This is a genomic window from Crossiella sp. NPDC003009 (genome assembly GCF_053591555.1).
On the sequence record NZ_JBSFUA010000002.1, the window covers coordinates 221,768 to 241,902 of the forward strand.

General features: G+C 71.3%; 21 protein-coding genes. 13 read left to right on the forward strand and 8 right to left on the reverse strand.

All coding sequences use genetic code 11. The annotated features are described in order from the left end of the window. Positions 1-13: 13 nt before the first annotated feature. Positions 14-787: an enoyl-CoA hydratase-related protein gene (locus ACWDY5_RS03025; protein ID WP_449720690.1), complete on the forward strand. Its 774-nt coding sequence runs from the start codon at positions 14-16 to the stop codon at positions 785-787. On the opposite strand, the gene ACWDY5_RS03030 is transcribed toward ACWDY5_RS03025, so the two are convergent. The 4 genes from ACWDY5_RS03030 to ACWDY5_RS03045 all read right to left on the reverse strand — a co-directional run bounded on the left by ACWDY5_RS03030 (position 784) and on the right by ACWDY5_RS03045 (position 4,625). Beyond that, positions 784-2,022 carry a hypothetical protein gene (locus tag ACWDY5_RS03030; protein ID WP_449720691.1) on the reverse strand — a complete coding sequence of 413 codons (1,239 nt, stop codon included), beginning with the start codon at positions 2,020-2,022 and terminating at the stop codon, positions 784-786. The genes ACWDY5_RS03025 and ACWDY5_RS03030 overlap by 4 nt on opposite strands. Before the next feature lie 122 nt (positions 2,023-2,144). Further along, positions 2,145-2,636 (reverse strand): NUDIX domain-containing protein, encoded by a 492-nt coding sequence (locus ACWDY5_RS03035; RefSeq protein ID WP_449720851.1) that lies wholly within the window; start codon positions 2,634-2,636, stop codon positions 2,145-2,147. Positions 2,637-2,688: 52 nt separating this feature from the next. Next, positions 2,689-4,092 (reverse strand): amino acid permease, encoded by a 1,404-nt coding sequence (locus ACWDY5_RS03040; protein ID WP_449720692.1) that lies wholly within the window; start codon positions 4,090-4,092, stop codon positions 2,689-2,691. A 35-nt stretch (positions 4,093-4,127) separates the two neighbouring features. Continuing rightward, entirely contained in the window at positions 4,128-4,625 is a 498-nt protein-coding gene (locus ACWDY5_RS03045) for a hypothetical protein (protein ID WP_449720693.1), read from the reverse strand. Between the two features lie 124 nt (positions 4,626-4,749). Here ACWDY5_RS03045 and nucS point away from each other — a divergent pair, with 124 nt between their 5' ends. Genes nucS through ACWDY5_RS03060 form a run of 3 tightly spaced genes read left to right on the forward strand, consistent with a single transcriptional unit; the run spans position 4,750 to position 6,871 of the window. Further along, positions 4,750-5,409 carry an endonuclease NucS gene (gene nucS, locus ACWDY5_RS03050; protein ID WP_449720694.1) on the forward strand — a complete coding sequence of 220 codons (660 nt, stop codon included), beginning with the start codon at positions 4,750-4,752 and terminating at the stop codon, positions 5,407-5,409. Between the two features lie 17 nt (positions 5,410-5,426). Then, positions 5,427-6,662 (forward strand): alpha/beta fold hydrolase, encoded by a 1,236-nt coding sequence (locus ACWDY5_RS03055; RefSeq protein WP_449720695.1) that lies wholly within the window; start codon positions 5,427-5,429, stop codon positions 6,660-6,662. Further along, complete coding sequence (locus ACWDY5_RS03060; RefSeq protein ID WP_449720696.1) at positions 6,566-6,871, forward strand: alpha/beta hydrolase; 306 nt, start codon at positions 6,566-6,568, stop codon at positions 6,869-6,871. Before ACWDY5_RS03055 ends, ACWDY5_RS03060 begins: the two co-directional genes overlap by 97 nt. Here ACWDY5_RS03060 and ACWDY5_RS03065 read toward each other — a convergent pair. Together ACWDY5_RS03065 and ACWDY5_RS03070 are read right to left on the reverse strand one after the other, a co-directional pair. Further along, a complete protein-coding gene (locus tag ACWDY5_RS03065) occupies positions 6,841-7,497 on the reverse strand; it encodes an AAA family ATPase (RefSeq protein ID WP_449720697.1) in 657 nt (218 codons plus the stop codon). The genes ACWDY5_RS03060 and ACWDY5_RS03065 overlap by 31 nt on opposite strands. Positions 7,498-7,514: 17 nt before the next feature. Next, positions 7,515-7,874, reverse strand: a complete 360-nt coding sequence (locus ACWDY5_RS03070; protein ID WP_449720698.1) for a TFIIB-type zinc ribbon-containing protein — start codon at positions 7,872-7,874, stop codon at positions 7,515-7,517. A 187-nt stretch (positions 7,875-8,061) separates the two neighbouring features. On the opposite strand from ACWDY5_RS03070, the gene ACWDY5_RS03075 reads away from it, so the two are divergent. Both ACWDY5_RS03075 and ACWDY5_RS03080 read left to right on the forward strand, forming a co-directional pair. Then, the gene (locus ACWDY5_RS03075) at positions 8,062-9,765 is read left to right on the forward strand and encodes a sodium:solute symporter family protein (protein ID WP_449720699.1); all 1,704 of its coding nucleotides are present in this window, start codon (positions 8,062-8,064) and stop codon (positions 9,763-9,765) included. A 10-nt stretch (positions 9,766-9,775) separates the two neighbouring features. After that, positions 9,776-10,072, forward strand: a complete 297-nt coding sequence (locus ACWDY5_RS03080; RefSeq protein ID WP_449720700.1) for a hypothetical protein — start codon at positions 9,776-9,778, stop codon at positions 10,070-10,072. Between the two features lie 8 nt (positions 10,073-10,080). Here ACWDY5_RS03080 and ACWDY5_RS03085 read toward each other — a convergent pair whose 3' ends face one another. Continuing rightward, positions 10,081-10,221 (reverse strand): hypothetical protein, encoded by a 141-nt coding sequence (locus ACWDY5_RS03085; RefSeq protein WP_252484057.1) that lies wholly within the window; start codon positions 10,219-10,221, stop codon positions 10,081-10,083. Between the two features lie 849 nt (positions 10,222-11,070). Here ACWDY5_RS03085 and ACWDY5_RS03090 point away from each other — a divergent pair. After that, entirely contained in the window at positions 11,071-12,066 is a 996-nt protein-coding gene (locus tag ACWDY5_RS03090; RefSeq protein WP_449720701.1) for a hypothetical protein, read from the forward strand. A 124-nt stretch (positions 12,067-12,190) separates the two neighbouring features. Further along, positions 12,191-13,675: an aldehyde dehydrogenase family protein gene (locus ACWDY5_RS03095; protein ID WP_449720702.1), complete on the forward strand. Its 1,485-nt coding sequence runs from the start codon at positions 12,191-12,193 to the stop codon at positions 13,673-13,675. Between the two features lie 70 nt (positions 13,676-13,745). Here ACWDY5_RS03095 and ACWDY5_RS03100 read toward each other — a convergent pair whose 3' ends face one another. Further along, positions 13,746-14,756, reverse strand: coding sequence for an ABC transporter substrate-binding protein (locus ACWDY5_RS03100; RefSeq protein WP_449720703.1), 1,011 nt, complete (start codon positions 14,754-14,756; stop codon positions 13,746-13,748). Between the two features lie 141 nt (positions 14,757-14,897). Here ACWDY5_RS03100 and dhaK point away from each other — a divergent pair, with 141 nt between their 5' ends. The 5 genes from dhaK to ACWDY5_RS03125 all read left to right on the forward strand — a co-directional run bounded on the left by dhaK (position 14,898) and on the right by ACWDY5_RS03125 (position 20,113). Further along, positions 14,898-15,899 (forward strand): dihydroxyacetone kinase subunit DhaK, encoded by a 1,002-nt coding sequence (dhaK, locus tag ACWDY5_RS03105; protein WP_449720704.1) that lies wholly within the window; start codon positions 14,898-14,900, stop codon positions 15,897-15,899. After that, positions 15,899-16,537: a dihydroxyacetone kinase subunit DhaL gene (gene dhaL, locus ACWDY5_RS03110; protein WP_449720705.1), complete on the forward strand. Its 639-nt coding sequence runs from the start codon at positions 15,899-15,901 to the stop codon at positions 16,535-16,537. Before dhaK ends, dhaL begins: the two co-directional genes overlap by 1 nt. Next, positions 16,534-17,274 (forward strand): dihydroxyacetone kinase phosphoryl donor subunit DhaM, encoded by a 741-nt coding sequence (dhaM, locus tag ACWDY5_RS03115; RefSeq protein WP_449720706.1) that lies wholly within the window; start codon positions 16,534-16,536, stop codon positions 17,272-17,274. The genes dhaL and dhaM overlap by 4 nt, the downstream gene beginning before the upstream one ends. Before the next feature lie 30 nt (positions 17,275-17,304). Then, positions 17,305-18,222 carry a hypothetical protein gene (locus ACWDY5_RS03120; RefSeq protein WP_449720707.1) on the forward strand — a complete coding sequence of 306 codons (918 nt, stop codon included), beginning with the start codon at positions 17,305-17,307 and terminating at the stop codon, positions 18,220-18,222. A 118-nt stretch (positions 18,223-18,340) separates the two neighbouring features. Continuing rightward, the gene (locus tag ACWDY5_RS03125; RefSeq protein ID WP_449720708.1) at positions 18,341-20,113 is read left to right on the forward strand and encodes a 3-hydroxyacyl-CoA dehydrogenase family protein; all 1,773 of its coding nucleotides are present in this window, start codon (positions 18,341-18,343) and stop codon (positions 20,111-20,113) included. Positions 20,114-20,135: the final 22 nt, after the last annotated feature.

Here is a 20,135-nt window from a genome sequence, read left to right on the forward strand (position 1 = left end):
CTACCGTCGCGTCATGGCCGCCTATCGCAACGTGATCGTCTCCGTGGACGGCGACATCGCGCGGATCACCATGAACCGGCCGGACCGGCGCAACGCGCTCTCCGGCGAGCACCTGGCCGAGCTCCAGCACGCGTTCGTCACGGTCGCCGACACCGCGGCCACCGGCATCGTGCTGGCGGGCAACGGCCCGGTGTTCTCCGCGGGCCACGACTTCGCCGACCTGGTCGACCGCGAGCTGCTCGGCGTGCGGGAGCTGCTGAAGCTGTGCACCAAGCTCATGCACACCATGCAGTCCATCCCGCAGGTGGTGATCGCCAGGGTGCACGGCCTGGCCACCGCGGCAGGCTGCCAGCTGGTGGCCGGCTGCGACCTGGCGATCGCCGCCGAGTCGGCCGGTTTCGCCCTGCCCGGCGGCAAGGGCGGCTGGTTCTGCCACACCCCCGCGGTCCCGGTGGCCCGCTCCGTCGGCCGCAAACGCCTGCTGGAACTGGCCCTCACCGGCGACGTTATCGACGCCCGCACCGCCGAGTCCTGGGGCCTGGTGAACCGGGTGGTCCCGGACGCCGAGCTGGACCAGGCGGTCGCGGACCTGCTCGCCCGCGCCACCAGGGGCAGCCGCGCCAGCAAGGCCCTCGGCAAGCAGACTCTGTACGCCCAGCTGGACCGGCCGGAGGCGGACGCCTACGCGATCGCGCTGGAGGTGATGGCCGCGGCCTCGCAGACCGGCGGCGCGAAGGAGGGCATGACCGCGTTCCTGGCGAAGCGCAAGCCGGTCTGGCCCGACTAGTCCCGCTTGAGCGCGTTGGTCAGCCCGGCCACCACCGCGGTAGTGAGCAGCCAGCCCGCGCCGATCAGCACCCAGGTCCACACCTGCGCCGGACCCTGGGCCAGCCAGGCCCGCTGCTGCCCGAGGTCGACGATGGGCAGCAGCACGTCCAGCGCGTAGGCGACGCGGTCGAACCCGGGCACCGCGGTCCCGGCCGCGCGCACCGAGTCCGGGCCGAACACCAGCGCGCCGAGCAGGGTCAGCACGGCCAGCCAGGGCAGCGCCAGCCAGGTGCGGTAGCCGTACCCGACGGTCAGGTACAGCAACCAGTTCCACGCCTTGCCGAAGGCGCCGAGCTCGCGCCGTCGCCGCCACTGCTTGGCCAGTCCGACCCGGCGGGCGTCCTCCACCCGGCCCGCCCGCCGGTACGCCGCGGCTAGCTGGTCATAGGCGCCGGGCGCGTAGCCCTCGTGCCGGGCCAGCCAGGCCAGCCGCTGCCGGATCGGCAACGCGTCGGCGCGCAGCACCTCGTAGCTGAACCCGCGCAGCCGCAACGAGGTTGGCCAGGTGTCCGGATCGTCTTGGTAGCTGCCCACCTGCGCGCCGGTGAGGTCGATGAGTCCGGCGGGCGCGGCCGAGGGCAGCAGGACCAGCGCGCCGGCCCGCAGCAGCTCGAACTTGGCGATCCGGCCGTCCGGGCTGCTCAGCTCGGCTCCGGTGAAGGCCAGCCTGCCGCCGATCCGGGCGCCGGGCAGGCTGATCTCGCCCACCGCGGTGAACCCGGCGCCGAAGAAAGCGTCCTGGTCCACCTCCAGCCCACGGGCGTGCAGCGCGCGCCGGCCCGGACCGGTCAGCCGCGCGCCGGTGAGGTCGAGCCAGCCCTTGACGTGCGCGGCCCGCAGCCGCCACTCGCCGTCGGCGACGAAGCCCGGCCCGCAGCGCACGTTGTGCTCGACCACCGCCCGGTCGGCGTTGATCGCGACGCCGTCCCGCCCGCTCACCCGTGACCCGGTCAGCACCAGCGAACCGCGGATCCGCGCGCCCTGCAACGAGATCCCCGGGATCTGGCAGTCGGTCAGCACCAGCGACCGGGTCTCCGCCTCGGTTAGTTCCAGCGGCTCGGCCAGCTCGCATTCGGTGAGGACCAGTCCGCACACCAGGGTGGCCGCGGCCAGGTCAAGACGACCGGTCACCTTGGCGCCGGTCAGCCGCACCGCCCGTGGCGCCCGGTCCGGATGCCGCGCCCCGGTGAGCACCTCAGCGAGCAGTTCGGCCCGGATAGCCGCGCCGTGCCGCAGGTTGAGCTCGTCCCCGTTGACCGCGACGGCGACCAGCCTGCGCTCGGCGCGGGTCAGCTCCAGCTCGGTCGCAACGGGGACTAGCTGCGGTGCTCGTGCAGCAGCAGCAACGTGTACGCCGCGATCGACTGCGCGTCCGTCACCTCACCCGAGGCGATCATCTCCTCGAACCGCGCCCTGGCGAACCAGGCCGTGCGCATGTCCTGCTCCTCGTGCTCGCGCTCCGGCGCGCCCGTGGTCAGCTCGGTGGCCAGGAACACCCGGCCGCGCTGGCTGGACATGCCGGGGGCCACGTCGAGCAGGCCGAGGTCGGTCATCTTCCCGGCGCGCAGGCCGGTCTCCTCGCGGAGCTCGCGGGCGGCCAGCTCGGCGGTGTCCAGCTCGGCCCGGTCCGGCGCGGTGCCCTGCGGGAACTCCCAGCGGCGCAGGCCGATCGGGTAGCGGTACTGCTCGACCAGGTGCAGCCGTTCCCCGTCCAGCGGGATGACCAGGGCGTAGTCGGGCTTGTCCACCACGCCGTAGATGCCCAGGGAGCCGTCGGCGCGGCGGATGCCGTCCTCGCGCACCGTCATCCAGGCGTTCGCGTAGACCTCGCGGGTGTCGACCTTGTCCACATTCCCCACCCTAGGCGTCGTTGTTGAGCCGCGAGCGCCGCCTGCCGTAGGCGAAGTAGAGCACCAGGCCGACCGCGGTCCAGATCAGGAACGCGATCCAGGTGGTGGCGCCGAGGCCGACGATGAGGATCACGCACAGCGCCACGCCGAGCAGCGGGACCAGCGGCATCAGCGGGGTGCGGAAGGAGCGCGGCAGGTCCGGCTTGGTCCGGCGCAGCACCAGCACACCCACGTTGACCAGTCCGAAGGCCACCAGGGTGCCGATGCTGGTGGCGTTGGTCAGCTCGCCCAGCGGCACCAGCGCGGCCAGGATCGCCACCAGCACACCGACCACCAGGATGTTGGTGGTGGGCACCGCCCGGGAACCGACCTTGGCCAACACCGGTGGCATCAGGCCGTCCCGCGACATCGAGACCAGCACCCGGGTCTGGCCGTAGAGCACGGTCAGCACCACCGAGGCGATCGCGATCACCGCGCCTGCCGCGAGCACGGTGGAGGCCCAGCCGGACCCGGTCACCTCGGCCATCACCGTGGACAGCGAGGCGCCCTTCGCACTCAGCTTGTCCACCCCGATCGCGCCGATCGCGGTGAGCGCGACCGCCACGTAGACGAAGGTCACGATGCCGAGCGAGATCATGATCGCCCTCGGCAGGTCGCGCTGCGGGTTGCGCGCCTCCTCACCGGCGGTGGAGGCGGCGTCGAAACCGATGAAGGAGAAGAACACCGCGGAGGCGCCACCGGCGATGCCGACCAGGCCCTCCGGCGCGAACGGGGTCATGTTGCCGGTGTTGAACGCGGTGGCCGCCACCGCGACGAAGAACACCAGCACGCCGACCTTGATCATCGTGGTCACCGTGGTGGCCCGCGCGCTCTCCCTGACCCCGGCCAGCAGCACCGCGGTGGCCAGCAACACCACCACCGCGGCCGGGATGTTCACCACGCCACCGGCGCCCGGCGGCGCGGCCAGTTCCTCCGGGATGCGCACCCCGATGGTGGCTTCCAGAAACACGTTGAGGTAGCCGCCCCAGCCGACCGCGACCGCGGCCACCGACACGCCGTACTCCAGCAGCAGGCACCAGCCGCACACCCAGGCGACCAGCTCGCCCAGCGTCGCGTAGGTGTAGGAGTAGGCCGAGCCGGACACCGGCACCGCGCCGGCCAGTTCGGCGTAGGACAGCGCGGAGAACAGCGCGGCCAGCGCCGCCAGCGCGAAGGAGACCACCACCGCGGGCCCGGCCTTGGGCGCGGCCTCGCCGAGCACCACGAAGATCCCGGTGCCCAGGGTCGCGCCGACGGAGAGCGAGACCAGGGAGATCAGGCCCATGCTCCGGCGCAGGCCACTGTGCTCGCCCTCGCTGGTGAGCTGTTCCACTGGCTTGGTGCGCAGCAGGCTGCGCTGGCTGTTCGGCGGCACGAGGGGCGAACCTACCGGCCGATCCAGTTCGGCCTCTAGCCCGGTGTGACTTGTCGAATACGACCCCACGGCTTGAACACCGAGATCACCACCATGAGCAGGATGGACACGTTGTTGAAGATCGACCCGGCGAGCAGCTTGTTGCGCACCTCGAAGTAGTCCGGCGGTGTGGTCAGCGCCAGCTCGACGGCCGTGCCGATCCAGCCGCCGAGCCAGATCGCGCTGAAGGTCATCAGCGCGATGGTGGCCACCAGCTTCACCACGATCCACCAGTGCCGGAACACGCCCCAGTTCGACCGCCAGGCCAGCACCACCCCGGAGACCAGGGCGAGCAGCACCAGCGGGATCAGCAGCCAGATGTCCAGGGTGTGCCCGATCTTGTGCGCGGCCTGCCGCAGCCCGGCGTCCGCGGTCACCCGGCTGGTCAAGTTGAGCACCAGCTGGCACAGCGCCACGCCGAACCAGCCCACTCCGCTGCCCAGGTGCACGATGTCCCACCATCGCTTGGCCCGCCTGCTCATACGTTGCTTCATGGCAGCTCAGCCTGGTCACCAGGGGTTCGGCGAACCATGCGGCAGACCAGCGCTCGCGCGGTGGGGGCCGCCTCACCGGAGCGCCGGTGAAACGGCTGTGCCAGGCAGTCACTAACCTGTCGCGGTGCGCCTCGTCATCGCCCGCTGCCAGGTCAACTACGTCGGACGTTTGACCGCCCACCTGCCCATGGCCAATCGGCTGCTGCTGATCAAGGCCGACGGTTCGGTGTCGATCCACTCCGACGACCGCGCCTACAAGCCGCTGAACTGGATGAGCCCGCCCTGCTGGCTGATCCAGGACCCGGGGGTCTGGACCGTGCAGAACAAGGCGGGGGAGAAGCTGGTGATCACCCTCGAGGAGGTCATGCACGACTCCGCGCACGAGCTGGGCCCCGAGCCCGGCCTGGTCAAGGACGGCGTCGAAGCCCACCTCCAGGAACTGCTCGCCGAGCACATCGTCACCCTCGGCGAGGGCTACACCCTGGTCCGTCGCGAGTACCCCACCGCGATCGGCCCGGTGGACATCATGGCCAGGGACGCCGCGGGCGCCGCGGTGGCCGTGGAGATCAAGCGCCGCGGCGAGATCGACGGCGTGGAACAGCTGACCAGGTACCTGGAGCTGCTCAACCGGGACCCGCTGCTCTCCCCGGTCAAGGGCGTGTTCGCGGCGCAGATCATCAAGCCACAGGCCCGAACGCTGGCCGAGGACCGCGGCATCCGCTGCGTCACCCTGGACTACGACGCGCTGCGCGGCATCGAGTCGGACGAGTTCCGCCTGTTCTGATTCGCTCGGGGGGTCCGGTGCGGCTGAGGTTGTCGTTGCTCGCGATCACGCTGGCGGCCACCGCGCTGCCACCGGCGGAAGCGGCCGCCGACCCGGTGGACCGGGTGGCCACCCCGGTGTTGCGCTGGCAGCCCTGCGGCCCGCCGTTCGAGTGCGCGGACCTGCGCGCTCCGCTGGACTACCGCCAGCCGCACGGCCGCGCCATCACGGTCAAGGTGATCCGCCGTCCCGCGCTGGACCCGGCCCGGCGGCTCGGCGTGCTGGTCAACCAGCCTGGCGGCCCTGGCCAGGAAGCGCACGACGCGCTGCGCCGGCAGCCGGACCGCTTCCCGGAGTTCGACCTGGTCGCGATGGACCCGCGCGGCGTGGCCCGCAGCGAGGGCGTGCGCTGCTTCGACTCCGCCGAGCAGGAGAACGCGTTCTGGGCCGACCAGCCCGCCTTCCCCGCCACCCCGGCCCAGGAACCGGCCAACACGGCGAAGAAGGCCGAGTACGCGCGCCGGTGCGCGGCCGCCAACGGCGACCTGCTCCGGCACGTCTCGACCCTGGACGTGGCGCGGGACCTGGACCTGCTCCGCCGCGCGCTGGGCGAGTCCCGGCTGAGCTACTGGGGCGCGTCCTACGCCACCTACCTCGGCATGGTCTACGCCAACCTGTTCCCGCACCGGGTCAGGGCGATGGCGCTGAGCGCGGTGGTCGACCCGAAGCAGTGGCAGCACTGGGCACTGGGCCGCAACCCGGCCGCCACCGCCGCCACCTGGGACCACTTCCTGACGACCTGTGCCGCGGCCGGACCCCGGTGTGCGCTGACCGCACAAGGCGCTGATCCAGCCGCCGTGCGCCGCGCGGCGGAGGCGGCGCTGACCAAGGTGCGGGTCTCGCCGGGCGACTACGCCAACCTGGTCGCGGGCATCACCATGGCGCTGTACGACACCGACCGCTGGACGGATCTGGCCGCCACTCTGGCCAACCTCGCCGCCACTCCCGCCGCGTCTTCGCTTCCCGGGACGCCCTCGCCCACCGCCGAACCCTCGCCCGCGGCCGGACTCGACCAGTTCCGCGCCGTGCAGTGCACCGACTCCGCCTACCCGCGCAACCCGCCCGCTGGCCGGAACTGGCCGCTGAGTCCGACCGCCGCGGCGAGCTGTTCGGCCGGATGTGGCTGCACCTGGTCGACGCCTGCGCGCACTGGCCGGAACCCGCCGAGCGCTACACCGGCCCGTTCCACCGCCGCACCGCGCCGATCCTGCTGACCAACAACCGGATCGACCCCACCACGCCGCTGGACGGGGCGCGGCGGGCCGAACGGCTGCTGGGCAACGCGCGGCTGGTCATCGCGGACGGCGCGGGGCACATCCCGCACAGTGCCGCGCTGATCGGCGCGATCGAGGACTACCTGCGCACGGTCCGGCTACCGCAGCCGGGGACCAGCTACCCGGTGGACCGGCTGCCTTTCTCCTGAGCCAGCCCCCTGCGCACCCAGTCGGTCACCACCCGCACCGACTCGGCCAGGCTGATGCCGGTGGTGTCCAGCAGCTCCATCGGTGGCTCCATGGTGGCCGCGTTGGCCCGGACCCACTCGTTGAACTCCAGCATCTCGGTGATCCGGTCCTCGTCGTCCCACTCCCGCCAGGCAGGCCGCGCGCGCAGCCGGGTGGCCAGCAGGTCCGGCGCGCAGGTCAGCGCCAGGTAGTGGATGTCGCCGAGGAAGGCGCGTTCGGGTAGCCGCTCGAACTGGATCGGCACCACGGTGCCGCACAGCACCACCGGACGGCCGCTCTGGTTGACCATCGCGACCATCCGCAGCCAGGTGGCGCGGAAGACGCGGTAGTCGTCGGCCGGGTCCTGCAACCCGGCCGACCACAGCACGTCCTGCTCCATGACCACGACCGCGTCGCCCAGCTCAGCGGTCAGCATCTTGCCCACGGTGGACTTCCCGGTGCCACTGGGCCCGGTGAGCGCGAACATCGGCAGCCGCAGGAACGGCTGCCGATGTCCGCAACGCACGCAGAGCAGGACCGGATCGCCCGGCAGGACCACCGGGACCTCGGCCTTGTCGCCGCAGTTGACGCAGATCTTGAGGTCCACGGGGTTCGGGCCGGGAATCAGTCGAACAGCCCTTCCAGGAAGCTCTTCTTCCGCTTGTGGCCGTAGCCCTGGCCGCCGTAGGGGGGCGGTGAGTCGCGGTGGCCCGGCCGGTGCCCGCCGTAGGGCGGCGGAGAGTCCCGATGGCCGTGGCCACCGTGGCTGCGGTGGCCACCGTAGGGGGGTGGCGAGTCGTGCCGGTACCCCGGCGCCATGGGCGGCGGGGGCGGCGCGGCCGCGTAGTAGTTGCGTTCGGCGCCGGCGACCTGCTCGAGCTCGCCGCGGTCGAGGAAGATCCCCCGACAGCCCTGGCACTGCTCGATGTGCACTCCGCCGCGGTCCACGGTCTGCATCACGTTCTGGCACTTCGGACAAATCACATATGCGAGAGTACGCAGCTTTCCGGCTCGATTGGTGGCGACATCCACAGGCCGGAAACTTGTAAGCGCTCCCACCTGCATCGATGGAGAAGCCCCTGACCTCTGTGTAGCTGACCTGTGATGAAGGCATTACGGTACCGCCGTCACGTCGGACGACGACCGTGCTGACCTTGGAGGTGGAGCCCGGGTGGAAGCGCTCGCCGCTTCGAGCCTGCGTCTAGACGCAAGCCTGCTCGACTACGCGTTGCTCGCGGTGTATTTCGTACTGGTGCTGGGCATCGGCTACATGGCCCGACGCTCGGTGTCCACCAGTCTCGACTTCCTGCTCTCCGGCCGTTCGCTGCCGGCGTGGGTGACCGGGCTGGCCTTCATCTCGGCCAACCTCGGCGCTCTCGAGCTGATGGGCATGACGGCCAACGGTGCCCAGTACGGCTTGGCCACGGTGCACTACTACTGGATCGGCGCGATCCCGGCCATGGTCTTCCTCGGCCTGGTCATGATGCCGTTCTACTACGGATCCAAGGTCCGCAGCGTCCCCGAGTTCATGCGACGGCGGTTCGGCCGCCCCGCGCACCTGGTCAACGCGCTGAGCTTCGCGGTGGCGCAGGTACTCATCGCCGGCATCAACCTGTTCGCCCTCTCGGTGATCATCAACGTGCTGCTCGGCTGGCCGATCTGGCTGTCCATCGTGATCGCCGCGGTGGTCGTGCTCGCCTACACCACGATGGGCGGGCTGTCCGCGGCCATCTACAACGAGGTGCTGCAGTTCTTCGTCATCGTGGCCGCGCTGGCGCCGATCACGATCATCGCGCTGCACAAGATCGGCGGCTGGGAGGGCCTGGTCGCCAAGGTCACCGCCAGCACCGGCGGCACCCAGAACCTGTCCACCTGGCCGGCCAGCAACCTGACCGGCATCGCCGACGGCACGCTCAGCGTCATCGGCCTGGTCTTCGGCCTCGGCTTCGTGCTGTCCTTCGGCTACTGGACCACGAACTTCGCCGAGGTCCAGCGCGCGATGTCGGCCAAGAGCATGTCGGCCGCCCGGCGCACCCCGATCATCGGCGCCTACCCCAAGGCGCTGATCCCGGCGATCATCATCATCCCCGGCATCATCGGCGCGGTCCTGGTGCCGGACATCGCCGCGATCAAGGCCGGTGACCACAGCTCCGGCGCGGAGTACAACCAGGTCCTGCTGTACCTGATGCGCGACCTGCTGCCCAACGGCGTGCTCGGTGTGGCCATCGCCGGTCTGCTGGCCTCGTTCATGGCCGGTGTGGCGGCCAACGTCAGCTCGTTCAACACGGTCTTCACCTACGACCTGTGGCAGGACTACGTCCGCAAGGACCGGCCGGACGAGTACTACCTGCGGATCGGCAGGCTGGCCACCGTCGGCGCGTGCGTGATCGCGATCGGCACCGCGTTCATCGCGGCGAACCTGGGCGGGTCCAACATCATGGACTACATCCAGGCGCTGTTCTCCTTCTTCAACGCGCCGCTGTTCGCCACGTTCATCCTGGGCATGTTCTGGAAGCGGATGACCCCGACCGCGGGCTGGACCGGCCTGGTCGCGGGCACCCTGGCCGCGGTCACCGTGTGGCTGCTCTCCGAGCCGAAGCTGGGCATCCAGGTGCTGGACCTGCCCGGCCAGGGCGCGAGCTTCATCGGCGCCGGCGCGGCGTTCGTGGTGGACATCCTGGTCAGCGTCGCGGTCTCGCTGGCGACCAAGCCCAAGCCGGACTCCGAGCTGGTCGGCCTGGTCTACAGCCTGACGCCGAAGGAGACCCGCACCCACTCCAAGACCGGCGACGACGCCGGCTGGTACCGCTCGCCCGCGCTGCTGGGCGGCGGCGTGCTGGTGCTGACCATCCTGCTCAACATCTTCGTCGGCTGAGGGAGGGACCATGGCTGAACAAGCGACCGGGGCGAAGCCGTCCAGTGGGATGGCGAGCCTGTTCGACCTGCGCCTGATCATCGCGCTGTTGTTCGGGATCTACGGGGTGGTCCTCACCTTCGTGGGCCTGTTCGACACCACTGAGGCAGACCTGTTCAAGACCGGCGGGATCAACATCAACCTGTGGACCGGTATCGCGATGCTCGCGGTCACCGCGTTCTTCGTCATCTGGACCGTCGCGCGCCCGCTGCGGATGCCGACGGAGGCGGAAGCCGCCGACGACGCCACTGGCGCCGGCGGGCAGTAGCCGCTAGCTCAACGGTTGGTCCGGCGGTGCGGGTAGACCGGGTTGAACGCCTCCAGCGTCCAGGCGTCCACCCACCGCACCGCCCGGCCCAGCCTGGCGCGCACCGGACGAGTGCGGGTCCCGGCGTTCCTGGTGTTGCGGTCGCTCATCTTGCTCCTTCGTGGTTCGTTTCCTGAGCGGTCAATCCGCTCACCTAGTACATCGCTCCAGGCTTCTGTATCGTTCCCGAAACCGTCCGTGATCCGGCACACGGCTATTCACCTGGCGCTTTAACGCGTCTGTTGACTTGCGGTAACCGGACCGCGTCCTCGCTCGTCGTCGCATGGAACCTGCCTACCGCATCCCGGCGACCCTCCCACCCCGCCCGACGGCGAATCCGGCGAGTTATCCACAAGTGCCGAGTTGTCCACAGGCGGTGCCGAGCTGGCTTTCCCGGCCTCGGCTGGTCTGGCAGCGTCGTTCCCGTGCCCCGGCGACCAGCCCAGCGAGCGGAGGAGGACCAGATGCGACTCAGATAGGAGAGCGGCCAGGAGGTGATCGGTCGTCGAGCACGGCCCCGGCTGTCGGCAGGGACAGCTCCGGTGCCGGCCACGATGCCCGTTCCCGACCTGCGGCGGCCTCGTTCTCGACCTGCGGCGGCCTTGGTCTCGACCCGCGGCAGCCTCGTTCCCGACCTGCGGCAGTCCCGGTCCCGACCCGTGGCAGCCCCGGTCTTGAGCTGCGGCAGTCCCGGTCCCGACCCGTGGCAGCCCTGGTCTCGCGGCGTCGCGGCCCGGCGAGCACCGCGCGTCGCGGCCCGATGGCGGCCCGATGGCGGCGCGGCGGTGGCGCGGTGGTGGCGATGGCTGTGGCAGCTTCGGGGCCTCCGCCTCCGGCCGTCCCCCGGGCCTCCGCCTCGAGTGTCCCCGGGACCTTCACCCCGGCGGTCTGCGGATGTGGCGGCCTGGATCGGCGGGTTCGGCGCACGGCGTGGGCGTGGGCTCGCTACCGTGCACCTCGTGTTCCGCGTGAAGTCTCTGCCCTCACTGCTCGCCGCGTTCGCCCTGCTGGCGGGAGTGGCCTCCTGTGGCACCGACGCCAACCTGGCCAAGGTGAACCACTCGCGGTCGACCATCCCGGCCGCCGAGCCGACCGGGAGCAACGGCGGGGTGCCCGAAGGGCGGCCGGTGGATCCCGCGTTCGCGCCGGAGCGGCTGCGCAAGGTGGATCCGTGTGGCGTGATCGACGCGGAGCCGCTGGCGGAGCTGGGTGAGGCCGGGTCGCCGGTGCAGGCCGGGTACGACGAGTGCTCGGTGACCCTGCGCAAGGACGGCAAGACCGCCTCGGTGAAGGTCGAGCTGGGTATCAACATGCTGTTGGAGAGCAAGCGGCTGACCAAGGAGGTGGGCGGGCTCAAAGCGGACCAGAGCGTGAACCAGAGCTTCTGCGACCACAAGATCCTGGTTCAGGAGGGCTCGTACTCGCTCGGGATCGGCGTCTCGGTGCGCTCCGAGGTGGAGAACCGCTGCGACCTGAGCAACAAGGCGGGTGCGGCCGTGATCAACCGGATCAAGGGCAACGCGCCGCAGCGGACGCCCGAGTCCGGGGTGCTGGCCCAGGTGGACACCTGCACCGTGCTGGACCAGGTCGCGCTGGCCGAGGTGCTGACCAATGTGCCGCCGATCTTCCCGTGGCGGCTGCACCAGTGCAGCTGGCGGCGCAGCGACGGGCTCTCGCTCAAGATCGAGCTGGGGGTGGCGACCAACCCCAAGGAAATCAAGTCGCTCAAGCCGGAGGAGGTGAAGGTGGATGACAGCCTGACCGTCTACAAGAAGTTCTCCAACACCAGCCACCCCCGGTGCGAGATCAGCTGGCCCTACCGGACGACCGAGGGCACCAAGGCCGAGGTGGTCTCGGTCGAGGTCACCGACGTGCCCAACACGCCCGGCTACGACGCCTGCGGCAAGGCCATCGGCGTGGTCAAGGCGCTCAAGGGCAAGTTCCCCAAGACCTGAGCCGCCGGTCACCCGGGCGGTCCATGCCCGGGGCTGCCCCCGAGGGCGGGCTGACAGCAGCCCACACGGACGACTACTGTGCGGTAACAAGGGTCCGTGCGACGTTGAGCTGTCGGAGGCGCCGATGACCGGGGCGGTACGCGAACAGGCCGAGTCCTTCACCTCGCTGGACCCTCGGACCGCCGAGGTGGTCGGCGAGTACCCGGTGCACTCGGCGTTGCAGGTGCGCGCCGCGGTGGAGCGGGCGCGGGAGGCTCAGCAGTGGTGGGGTGAGCTGGGGTTCGCCGAGCGGAAGAAGCGGCTCGACGCCTGGCGGCACCTGCTGCTCAAGCGGCTGGACGAGCTGGCAGGCGTGATCTGCGCGGAGACCGGCAAGCCGCTGGACGACGCCCGGCTGGAACTGGTGCTCGTGGTCGACCACCTGCAGTGGGCGGCCAAGAACGCGGAGAAGGTGCTCAAGCGGCGCAAGGTCTCCGCCGGTCTGCTGATGTCCAACCAGGCGGCCACGGTGGAGTACCTGCCGCTGGGTGTCATCGGCGTGATCGGGCCGTGGAACTACCCGGCGCACACGCCGATGGGCTCCATCTCCTACGCGCTGGCCGCGGGCAACGCGGTGGTGTTCAAGCCGAGTGAGCTGACCCCTGGGGTCGGCGCCTGGCTGGTGGACACCTTCGCCGAGGTGGTGCCGGAGTGGCCGGTGTTCTCGCTGGTCACCGGGTTCGGCGCGACCGGGGCCGCGCTGTGCAAGGCCGGGGTGGACAAGCTCGCCTTCACCGGGTCGACCGCCACCGGCAAGCGGGTGATGGCCGCCTGCGCGGAGACGCTGACCCCGGTGCTGGTGGAGTGCGGCGGCAAGGACGCGCTGATCGTGGACGCCGACGCCGACCTGGAAGCCGCGGCCCAGGCCGCGGTGTGGGGCGCGATGGCCAACGCCGGGCAGACCTGCGTAGGTGTGGAGCGGGTGTACGTGGTCGACTCGGTGGCCCAGGAGTTCACCGAGCGGGTCACCAGGATCGCCGGGCGGCTCAAGCCGGGGGCCGAGTCGACCGCCGACCTCGGGCCGATCACCATGCCGGGCCAGGTGCCGATCATCCAGTCGCACATCGAGGACGCGCTGAGCAAGGGCGCGATGGCGGTGGTTGGCGGCAAGGAGTCGGTGCGGGCGCCCTACGTCGAGCCGGTGGTGCTGCTGGACGTGCCGGAGGACTCGCTGGCCATCACCGAGGAGACCTTCGGGCCGACCCTGACCATCAACCGGGTGGCCGATGTGGACGAGGCGGTCCGGCTGGCCAACGCGGTGCGCTACGGGCTCGGCGGCACGGTCTTCTCCCGCTCGCGTGGGATGGAGCTGGCCCGCAGGCTGCGCGCCGGGATGGTCTCGGTCAACTCGGTGGTCTCCTTCGCCGCGGTGCCCGCGCTGCCCTTCGGCGGGATCGGGGACTCCGGGTTCGGGCGGATCCACGGCGCGGACGGGCTGCGCGAGTTCGCCAGGACGCAGGCGGTGACGCGGCAGAAGTTCAAGGCGCCGTTGCAGCCGATGTCCTTCGCGCGCGGCTCGCGGACCGTGCGGCGGCTGCTGCGCATCCTGCGACTGGTGCACCGGCGCTGAGCTGGCCGGAACACTGAGCTGGCCGGAACACTGAGCTGGCAAGGGGCGGCGCTGGGCCGCCCCTCGCGGGTCAGCCGAGCAGGCGCTCCAGGTCCGAGATGACCGAGTCCGCGGCGAGCACGCCCAGGCCCAGGTACCAGGTCTCGTCGTTGACGGAGTGGGACTTGCCCGCCTTGACCGCGCTGAGCTGCTGCCAGATCGGGGAGGCCAGCACGTCCTTCTGCGCGGTCTTGGCCGGGTCGCCATAGGTGCCGATGAAGATCACGTCGCCGTCGGCCTTGGCCAGGTTCTCCGAGCTGACCTCCACCGCGAGGTCGTCGACCTGCTGGGACTGCGGGCGGGGCAGCTTGGCGTCGGCGAGCACGGTGCCGATCAGGGACTTGTTCGCGTACAGCCTGATCCGGCCGGGCATGAACCGGACCATGGACACCGTGGGGCGCTTGCCCTGCTTGGCCTCGATCCGGTTGCCCGCGGCCAGCGCGTGCGCCTCGTAGTCCTTGATCATCTTCTCCGCGTCGGCCGTGCGGTCCAGGGCGGCGGCGTTGAGGCGGAAGTTCTCCTTCCAGGTGTAACCCGGGCGGAGGCTGAAGACGGTCGGGGCGATGTCGGAGAGGATCTTGTACTGGGCCTCGGCGCGGAGCTTGGAGCCCAGGATCAGGTCCGGCTGCAGCTTCTTGATCGCTTCCAGCTTCAGCGCGTTGGCGGTGCCCACGTTCTCCGGGGCCCCGGCGCGATCAGCCAGGTAGGCGGGCATGGCCGGGCTGCCCTCGGTGTAGGCGACGCCGACCGGCTTGACGCCGAGGGCGACCACGTTGTCCAGCTCGCCGGTGTCCAGCACGAGCACCCGCTCCGGGCGCTTGGGCAGCGTGGTCTCGCCCATGCCGTGCTTGACCACCCTGGGGAAGACCCCCGGCGCCGCGGTGGTGCCGAACTGCGCGGACTGCTCGCCCGCCTTGCCGAAGTCCGCGCCGCCCGCGGCCACCGCCGGCACGTCCGCCGGCTTCGCGCCGCCGCAGCCCGCGAGCAGGACGAGCAGCCCACCCATGGCCGTCGCCGCCAGCCGCCTGGTCCTGTTTGTCACCGGTTCTCCTGACTTTCCTGAGGTTAGGCTCACCATAACTCCGGGAAAGCGCTCGTCAGGCCATCGCGGATGTGCCCTTTGGCACTGGGGCGAAGGCGGTGTAGTAAAGACGATCAGTCCCCCAACCGCGAGGAGACCGGCGTGAAGAAGATCATCAATGATCCGGCCGACGTGGTGTCCGAGGCGCTGCGCGGGATGGCACTGGCCCATGCCGACCTGCTCACCGTGCGCACCGATCCGGCCGTCATCCACCGGGCGGACGCGCCGGTCGAGGGCAAGGTCGCGCTGATATCCGGCGGGGGGTCAGGGCACGAGCCGCTGCACGGCGGGTTCGTCGGGCCCGGCATGCTCGACGCCGCGGTGCCCGGCCCGGTGTTCACCTCGCCCACCCCGGACGGCGTGCAGGCCGCGATCGAGGCGGCGCACGGCGGGGCCGGGGTGCTGCTGATCGTGAAGAACTACACCGGGGACGTGCTCAACTTCGAGACCGCGGCCGAGTTCGCCGCGGTCGAGGGCACCGAGGTACGCACCGTGGTGGTCGACGACGACGTGGCGGTCAAGGACTCGCTCTACACCGCGGGCCGCCGGGGCGTGGCCGGCACCGTGCTGGTGGAGAAGATCGTCGGCGCGGCCGCGCAGCGCGGGGACGACCTGGACGCGTGCGAGAGCCTGGCGCGCAAGGTGGTCGAGCGCACCCGCAGCCTGGGCATGGCGCTGAGCGCGTGCACCGTGCCGCACGCCGGGCAGCCCAGCTTCACCCTGGCCGAGGACGAGATGGAGCTGGGCATCGGCATCCACGGCGAGCCAGGCCGGGCCCGGCTGCCGGTGGAGCCGGCCGACGCGCTGGTGCGCAGGCTGGTGGACGCGGTGGTCGAGGACCTGCCCTACGCCGAGGGCGATGAGGTGCTGCTGCTGACCAACGGCATGGGCGGCACCCCGCAGATCGAGCTCTACCTCGCGCACGGAATCGCGGAAAAACTGCTGTCCGAACGCGGTATCACGGTGCGACGGCGACTGGTCGGGTCCTATGTGACCAGTCTGGAGATGCAGGGGATGAGCCTGACCTTGCTCAAGCTGGATGACGAACTGGTTGATCTTTGGGACGCGCCGGTGCGGACCGCGGCTCTGCGGTGGGGGATGTGATGGGCTGTTCGACAGAGGATCTTGTCGCCGCGCTGGCCGCGGCGGCCGCGGTGGTGATCGAGCACCGGGACGAGCTGGTCGAGCTGGACCGCCGGATCGGTGACGCCGACCACGGGGAGAACCTGCGCAGGGGCTTCACCGCCGTGGTGTCCACAATGGACGGAGGAGGATGGTCGGGGCCGGCATCGGTGCTCAAGGCGGCGGCGAAGACGCTGATCTCCACGGTGGGCGGGGCGGCGGGGCCGTTGTACGGCACCGCGTTCCTGCGCGCGGGAGCCGCGGTGGACGGGCTCGCCGAGCTGGACGCGACCGCCGTGGCCACGGCGCTGCGGGCGGCGCTGGACGGCGTGGTGGCCAGGGGCAAGGCCGAACCGGGGGACAAGACGATGGTGGACGCGCTGACCCCCGCGGTGCTCGCCGCGGAGTCCGCCGCGGCCGAGGGCGCCGATGTGCCTGCGACCCTGTCCGCGGCCGCCGCCGCGGCGGCGGACGGCGCGGCGGCGACCGAGCCCCTCGTCGCCCGCAAGGGCCGCGCCTCCTACCTTGGCGAGCGCAGCGCGGGGCACATCGACCCGGGTGCGCGCTCGACCTCCCTGCTGCTGACCGCGCTGGCGCGGCACGCCGGCGGCGCGCGATGAGCCGCCGGGTGGGACTGGTGATCGTCTCGCACAGCGCGAAGCTGGCCGAGGGCGTGGTGGAGCTGGCCCAGCAGATGGCGCCGGAGGTGCGCATCCTGGCCGCGGGCGGCCTGCCGGAGGACGGCGGCCTCGGCACCGACCTGGACACCGTCTCGGCCGCGCTGGAACGCGCCGACGACGGCGAGGGCGTGGTGCTGCTCTACGACCTGGGCAGCGCGCAGATGATCGCCGAGCTGGCCGTGGAGGTGCTGGGCGACCCCGGCCGCGCGGTGGTGGTGGACGCGCCGCTGGCCGAGGGCGCGGTGGCCGCCGCGGTCTCCGCGCAGGGTGGGTCCACTTTGGACGAGGTGGCCGACGCCGCCGCGACCGCGACCGCCTTCGCCATCGGCGAGACCGTGGACGAGCTGTTCCTGGGCGCCAACGGGCACGACCACGGGCACGGCCACGGCCACGCCGAACCCAGCTCCAGCGGGCTGGTCGAGCTGGAGATCGAACTGCGCAACGAGGTCGGCCTGCACGCCAGGCCGGCCGCGCTGCTGGCCAGGACCGTGGCCGAGCTGGACGTGGAGGCCTCGGTGCGCTTCGGCGACCAGGAGGTCAGCGCGGCCAGCGTGCTCGCGCTGATGGGTCTGGGCGCGCGCGGCGGCGACCGGATCACGCTGCGCGCGGTCGGCCCGGACGCTCAGGAGGCACTCGCTCGGGTGGCAGCGCTGGCGGAACGCGGTTTCGACGAGTGAGCCAGCTGATCCGCGCCTACCCTGCGGATCATGGGTGCCAGCGGCGTTCTGGTCTGCGCGGTCCTGGCGACCGTGCTGGTCGGCTGCGGCACGCCGGAGGCCGGTCCGGGCGCGGGCGCCCCCGCGCCGGACTGGCCTCGCCTTGACCCGTGCAGCCTGGTCGCGCCGGAGGCACTCAGCCGCTTCGGCACCCAGGTGCCCGGGCCTGAGCTCAACTTCGACGACTGCCGCTTCGCGCTGCGCAACGGGGTCGCCGAGCTGACCGTGACGCTGGCCTCCGGCGGCCGCCTGGCCTCGGCGAACGCCGCCGACCAGCTCGGCTTCGAGCTGGTGGAGCGGGACGGGGTGCGGGTGGGCCGGGCCAAGGCGGTGGCCGACTCCTGCGGCTCGGTGGTGCTGCTGCCCGACCTGCGCTACGTGACGGTGGACGTCAGCGGCGCGGACGCCCAGCTCTGCGAGGTGGCCGAGGCCGCGGCCGAGTCGGTGCGCACGGTGCTGCGCGCCGGCGGCGTCCGCACCCGCGCCTACCCGCCCAACTCCCTCGCCGGCGTGGACCCCTGCCCGCTGGTGCCTGCCGGACTGGCCGCCAAGGTCCCCGGCATCGACACCCCGCAGCCCAACGGCGACGGCAACCGGCACGTCTGCCAGTGGGGCGGCCGCCACCCCGACTCGCCTTCGCTGCTGGTCACCTTCAGCGTGGTGGACCCCGACCCGGCCACCCCGGCGGCCGAGGAGCGGATCGGCGGGCGGGACTCGCTGGTCCGCGCGCAGCCCGCGGGTGGCGGCCTGCCGCCCTCCTGCCGGGTGGACACCAGGCACATCCGGTTCGGCCAGAACTACCTGGAGAACGCGCGGGTCGCGGTGTACAGCGCACTGCCTGCGGAGGAGAACTGTCCTCTCGCTCGCGAGGTGGCCACCGAGGTCTGGCCGAAGCTGCCCGCTCTCTAGGCTTACCCCCGTGGCGAACCTCACCGGGGAAAACAACACGCAGCGTGGCACTATCACCACAAGTTACTGGCCCGTAGCACCCGTCAGCGGGTCCCCCGAAGTCGTGGGAGGCAGAGTCGTGACGCGTGATTTCACCACCGTGGGAGTCGTCGGTCTGGGCACCATGGGCGCTGGTATCGCGGAGGTGTTCGCGCGCACCGGGCTCAAGGTGATCGCGGTTGAGGTGACCGAGGACGCGCTGGCCCGCGGCCGTGGCCACGTGGAGCACTCCACCGACCGGGCGCTGCGCAGGGGCAAGCTGGACGAGGCGGGCAAGGACGCGCTGTTCGCGCAGATCGAGTTCACCACCTCGCTGCAGGCGCTGGCCGAGGCGGACCTGGTGATCGAGGCGGTGCCGGAGCGGATGGAGCTCAAGGCGCAGGTCTTCGCCGAGCTGGACCGGATCTGCCCGCCGGAGACCATCCTGGCCTCCAACACCTCCTCGCTGTCGGTCACCGAGCTCTCCGTGCACACCTCCCGGCCGGGCAAGGTGGTCGGGATGCACTTCTTCAACCCGGCGCCGGTGCTCAAGCTGGTCGAGGTGGTCCGCACCGTGGTCACCGAGCCGGACGTGGTCGACGACGTGACCGCGCTGGCCGAGCGCCTGGGCAAGGTGCCGGTGGTCATCGGCGACCGCGCGGGCTTCATCGCCAACGCGCTGCTGTTCGGCTACCTCAACCACGCCGTGCGCATGTTCGAGGGCCGCTACGCCACCCGCGAGGACCTGGACGCGGCCATGAAGCTGGGCTGCGGCTACCCGATGGGCCCGCTGGCGCTGCTCGACCTGATCGGGCTGGACACCGCCTACGAGATCCTCGACACGATGTACCACCAGTCCCGCAACCGGTTGCACGCGCCCGCGCCGCTGCTCAAGCAGATGATCACCGCGGGGCTGCTCGGCCGGAAGACCGGGCGCGGCTTCTACACCTACGACGCGCCCGACTCGCCCACCGTGGTGGACGCGGTCAGCGCCGAGGGCGGCGAGCACGAGCAGGTCCGCGAGGTGCAGCGGGTCGGCGTGGTCGGCACCGGGACCATGGCCACCGGCATCGTGGAGGTCTTCGCCAAGGCCGGTCACGACGTGATCGTGCGGGCCCGCAGCGAGGGCAAGGCCAAGTCCGCGCTGGACGCGTTGCGCCGCTCGCTGGAGAAGGCCGTGCTGCGCGGCAAGCTGTCCGAGGAAGACCGGGACGCCGCGCTGGGCCGGGTGCAGGTGACCACCGACCTCGGCGACCTGGCCGACGCCGACCTGGTGGTCGAGGCCGTCGCCGAGGAGCTCTCGGTGAAGAAGGCCGTCTTCGCCACCCTGGACGAGGTGTGCAAGCCGGGCGCGGTGCTGGCCACCACCACCTCCTCGCTGCCGGTGATCGAGCTGGCCGCGGTCACCAGCCGCCCCGCCGACGTGGTCGGCCTGCACTTCTTCAACCCCGCGCCGGTGATGAAGCTGGTCGAGGTGGTGCACACCATCTCCACCGCGCCCGAGGTGGTGGCCACCGCGCAGGCGGTCTGCCGCAAGCTCGGCAAGCACCCGGTGACCTGCGGCGACCGCGCCGGGTTCATCGTCAACGCGCTGCTGTTCCCCTACCTCAACGACGCGGTGAAGATGCTGGAGGCGCACTACGCCTCCGCCGATGACATCGACAACGCGATGAAGGTCGGCTGTGGCCTGCCGATGGGCCCGTTCGCGCTGCTGGACGTGGTCGGCCTGGACGTGGCCCTGGCCATCCAGCGCGAGCTGTACCTGGAGTTCCGCGAGGCCGGGTTCGCACCGGCTCCGCTGCTGGAACACCTGGTTACCGCAGGTCGGCTGGGTCGCAAGACTGGCAAGGGATTCCGCGACTACACCGCCTGAGCGGGCTCGGTAGCCTCAGGGA

Bases quoted from the DNA above. Each gene is read 5' to 3' on its own strand.
- ACWDY5_RS03025 (WP_449720690.1), top strand. From the start codon at position 14: ATGGCCGCCTATCGCAACGTGATCGTCTCCGTGGACGGCGACATCGCG.
- ACWDY5_RS03035 (WP_449720851.1), bottom strand. From the start codon at position 2,636: ATGACGGTGCGCGAGGACGGCATCCGCCGCGCCGACGGCTCCCTGGGC.
- ACWDY5_RS03045 (WP_449720693.1), bottom strand. From the start codon at position 4,625: ATGAAGCAACGTATGAGCAGGCGGGCCAAGCGATGGTGGGACATCGTG.
- ACWDY5_RS03060 (WP_449720696.1), top strand. From the start codon at position 6,566: ATGTGGCTGCACCTGGTCGACGCCTGCGCGCACTGGCCGGAACCCGCC.
- ACWDY5_RS03080 (WP_449720700.1), top strand. From the start codon at position 9,776: ATGGCTGAACAAGCGACCGGGGCGAAGCCGTCCAGTGGGATGGCGAGC.
- ACWDY5_RS03085 (WP_252484057.1), bottom strand. From the start codon at position 10,221: ATGAGCGACCGCAACACCAGGAACGCCGGGACCCGCACTCGTCCGGTG.
- ACWDY5_RS03095 (WP_449720702.1), top strand. From the start codon at position 12,191: ATGACCGGGGCGGTACGCGAACAGGCCGAGTCCTTCACCTCGCTGGAC.
- dhaL (WP_449720705.1), top strand. From the start codon at position 15,899: ATGGGCTGTTCGACAGAGGATCTTGTCGCCGCGCTGGCCGCGGCGGCC.
- dhaM (WP_449720706.1), top strand. From the start codon at position 16,534: ATGAGCCGCCGGGTGGGACTGGTGATCGTCTCGCACAGCGCGAAGCTG.
- ACWDY5_RS03120 (WP_449720707.1), top strand. From the start codon at position 17,305: ATGGGTGCCAGCGGCGTTCTGGTCTGCGCGGTCCTGGCGACCGTGCTG.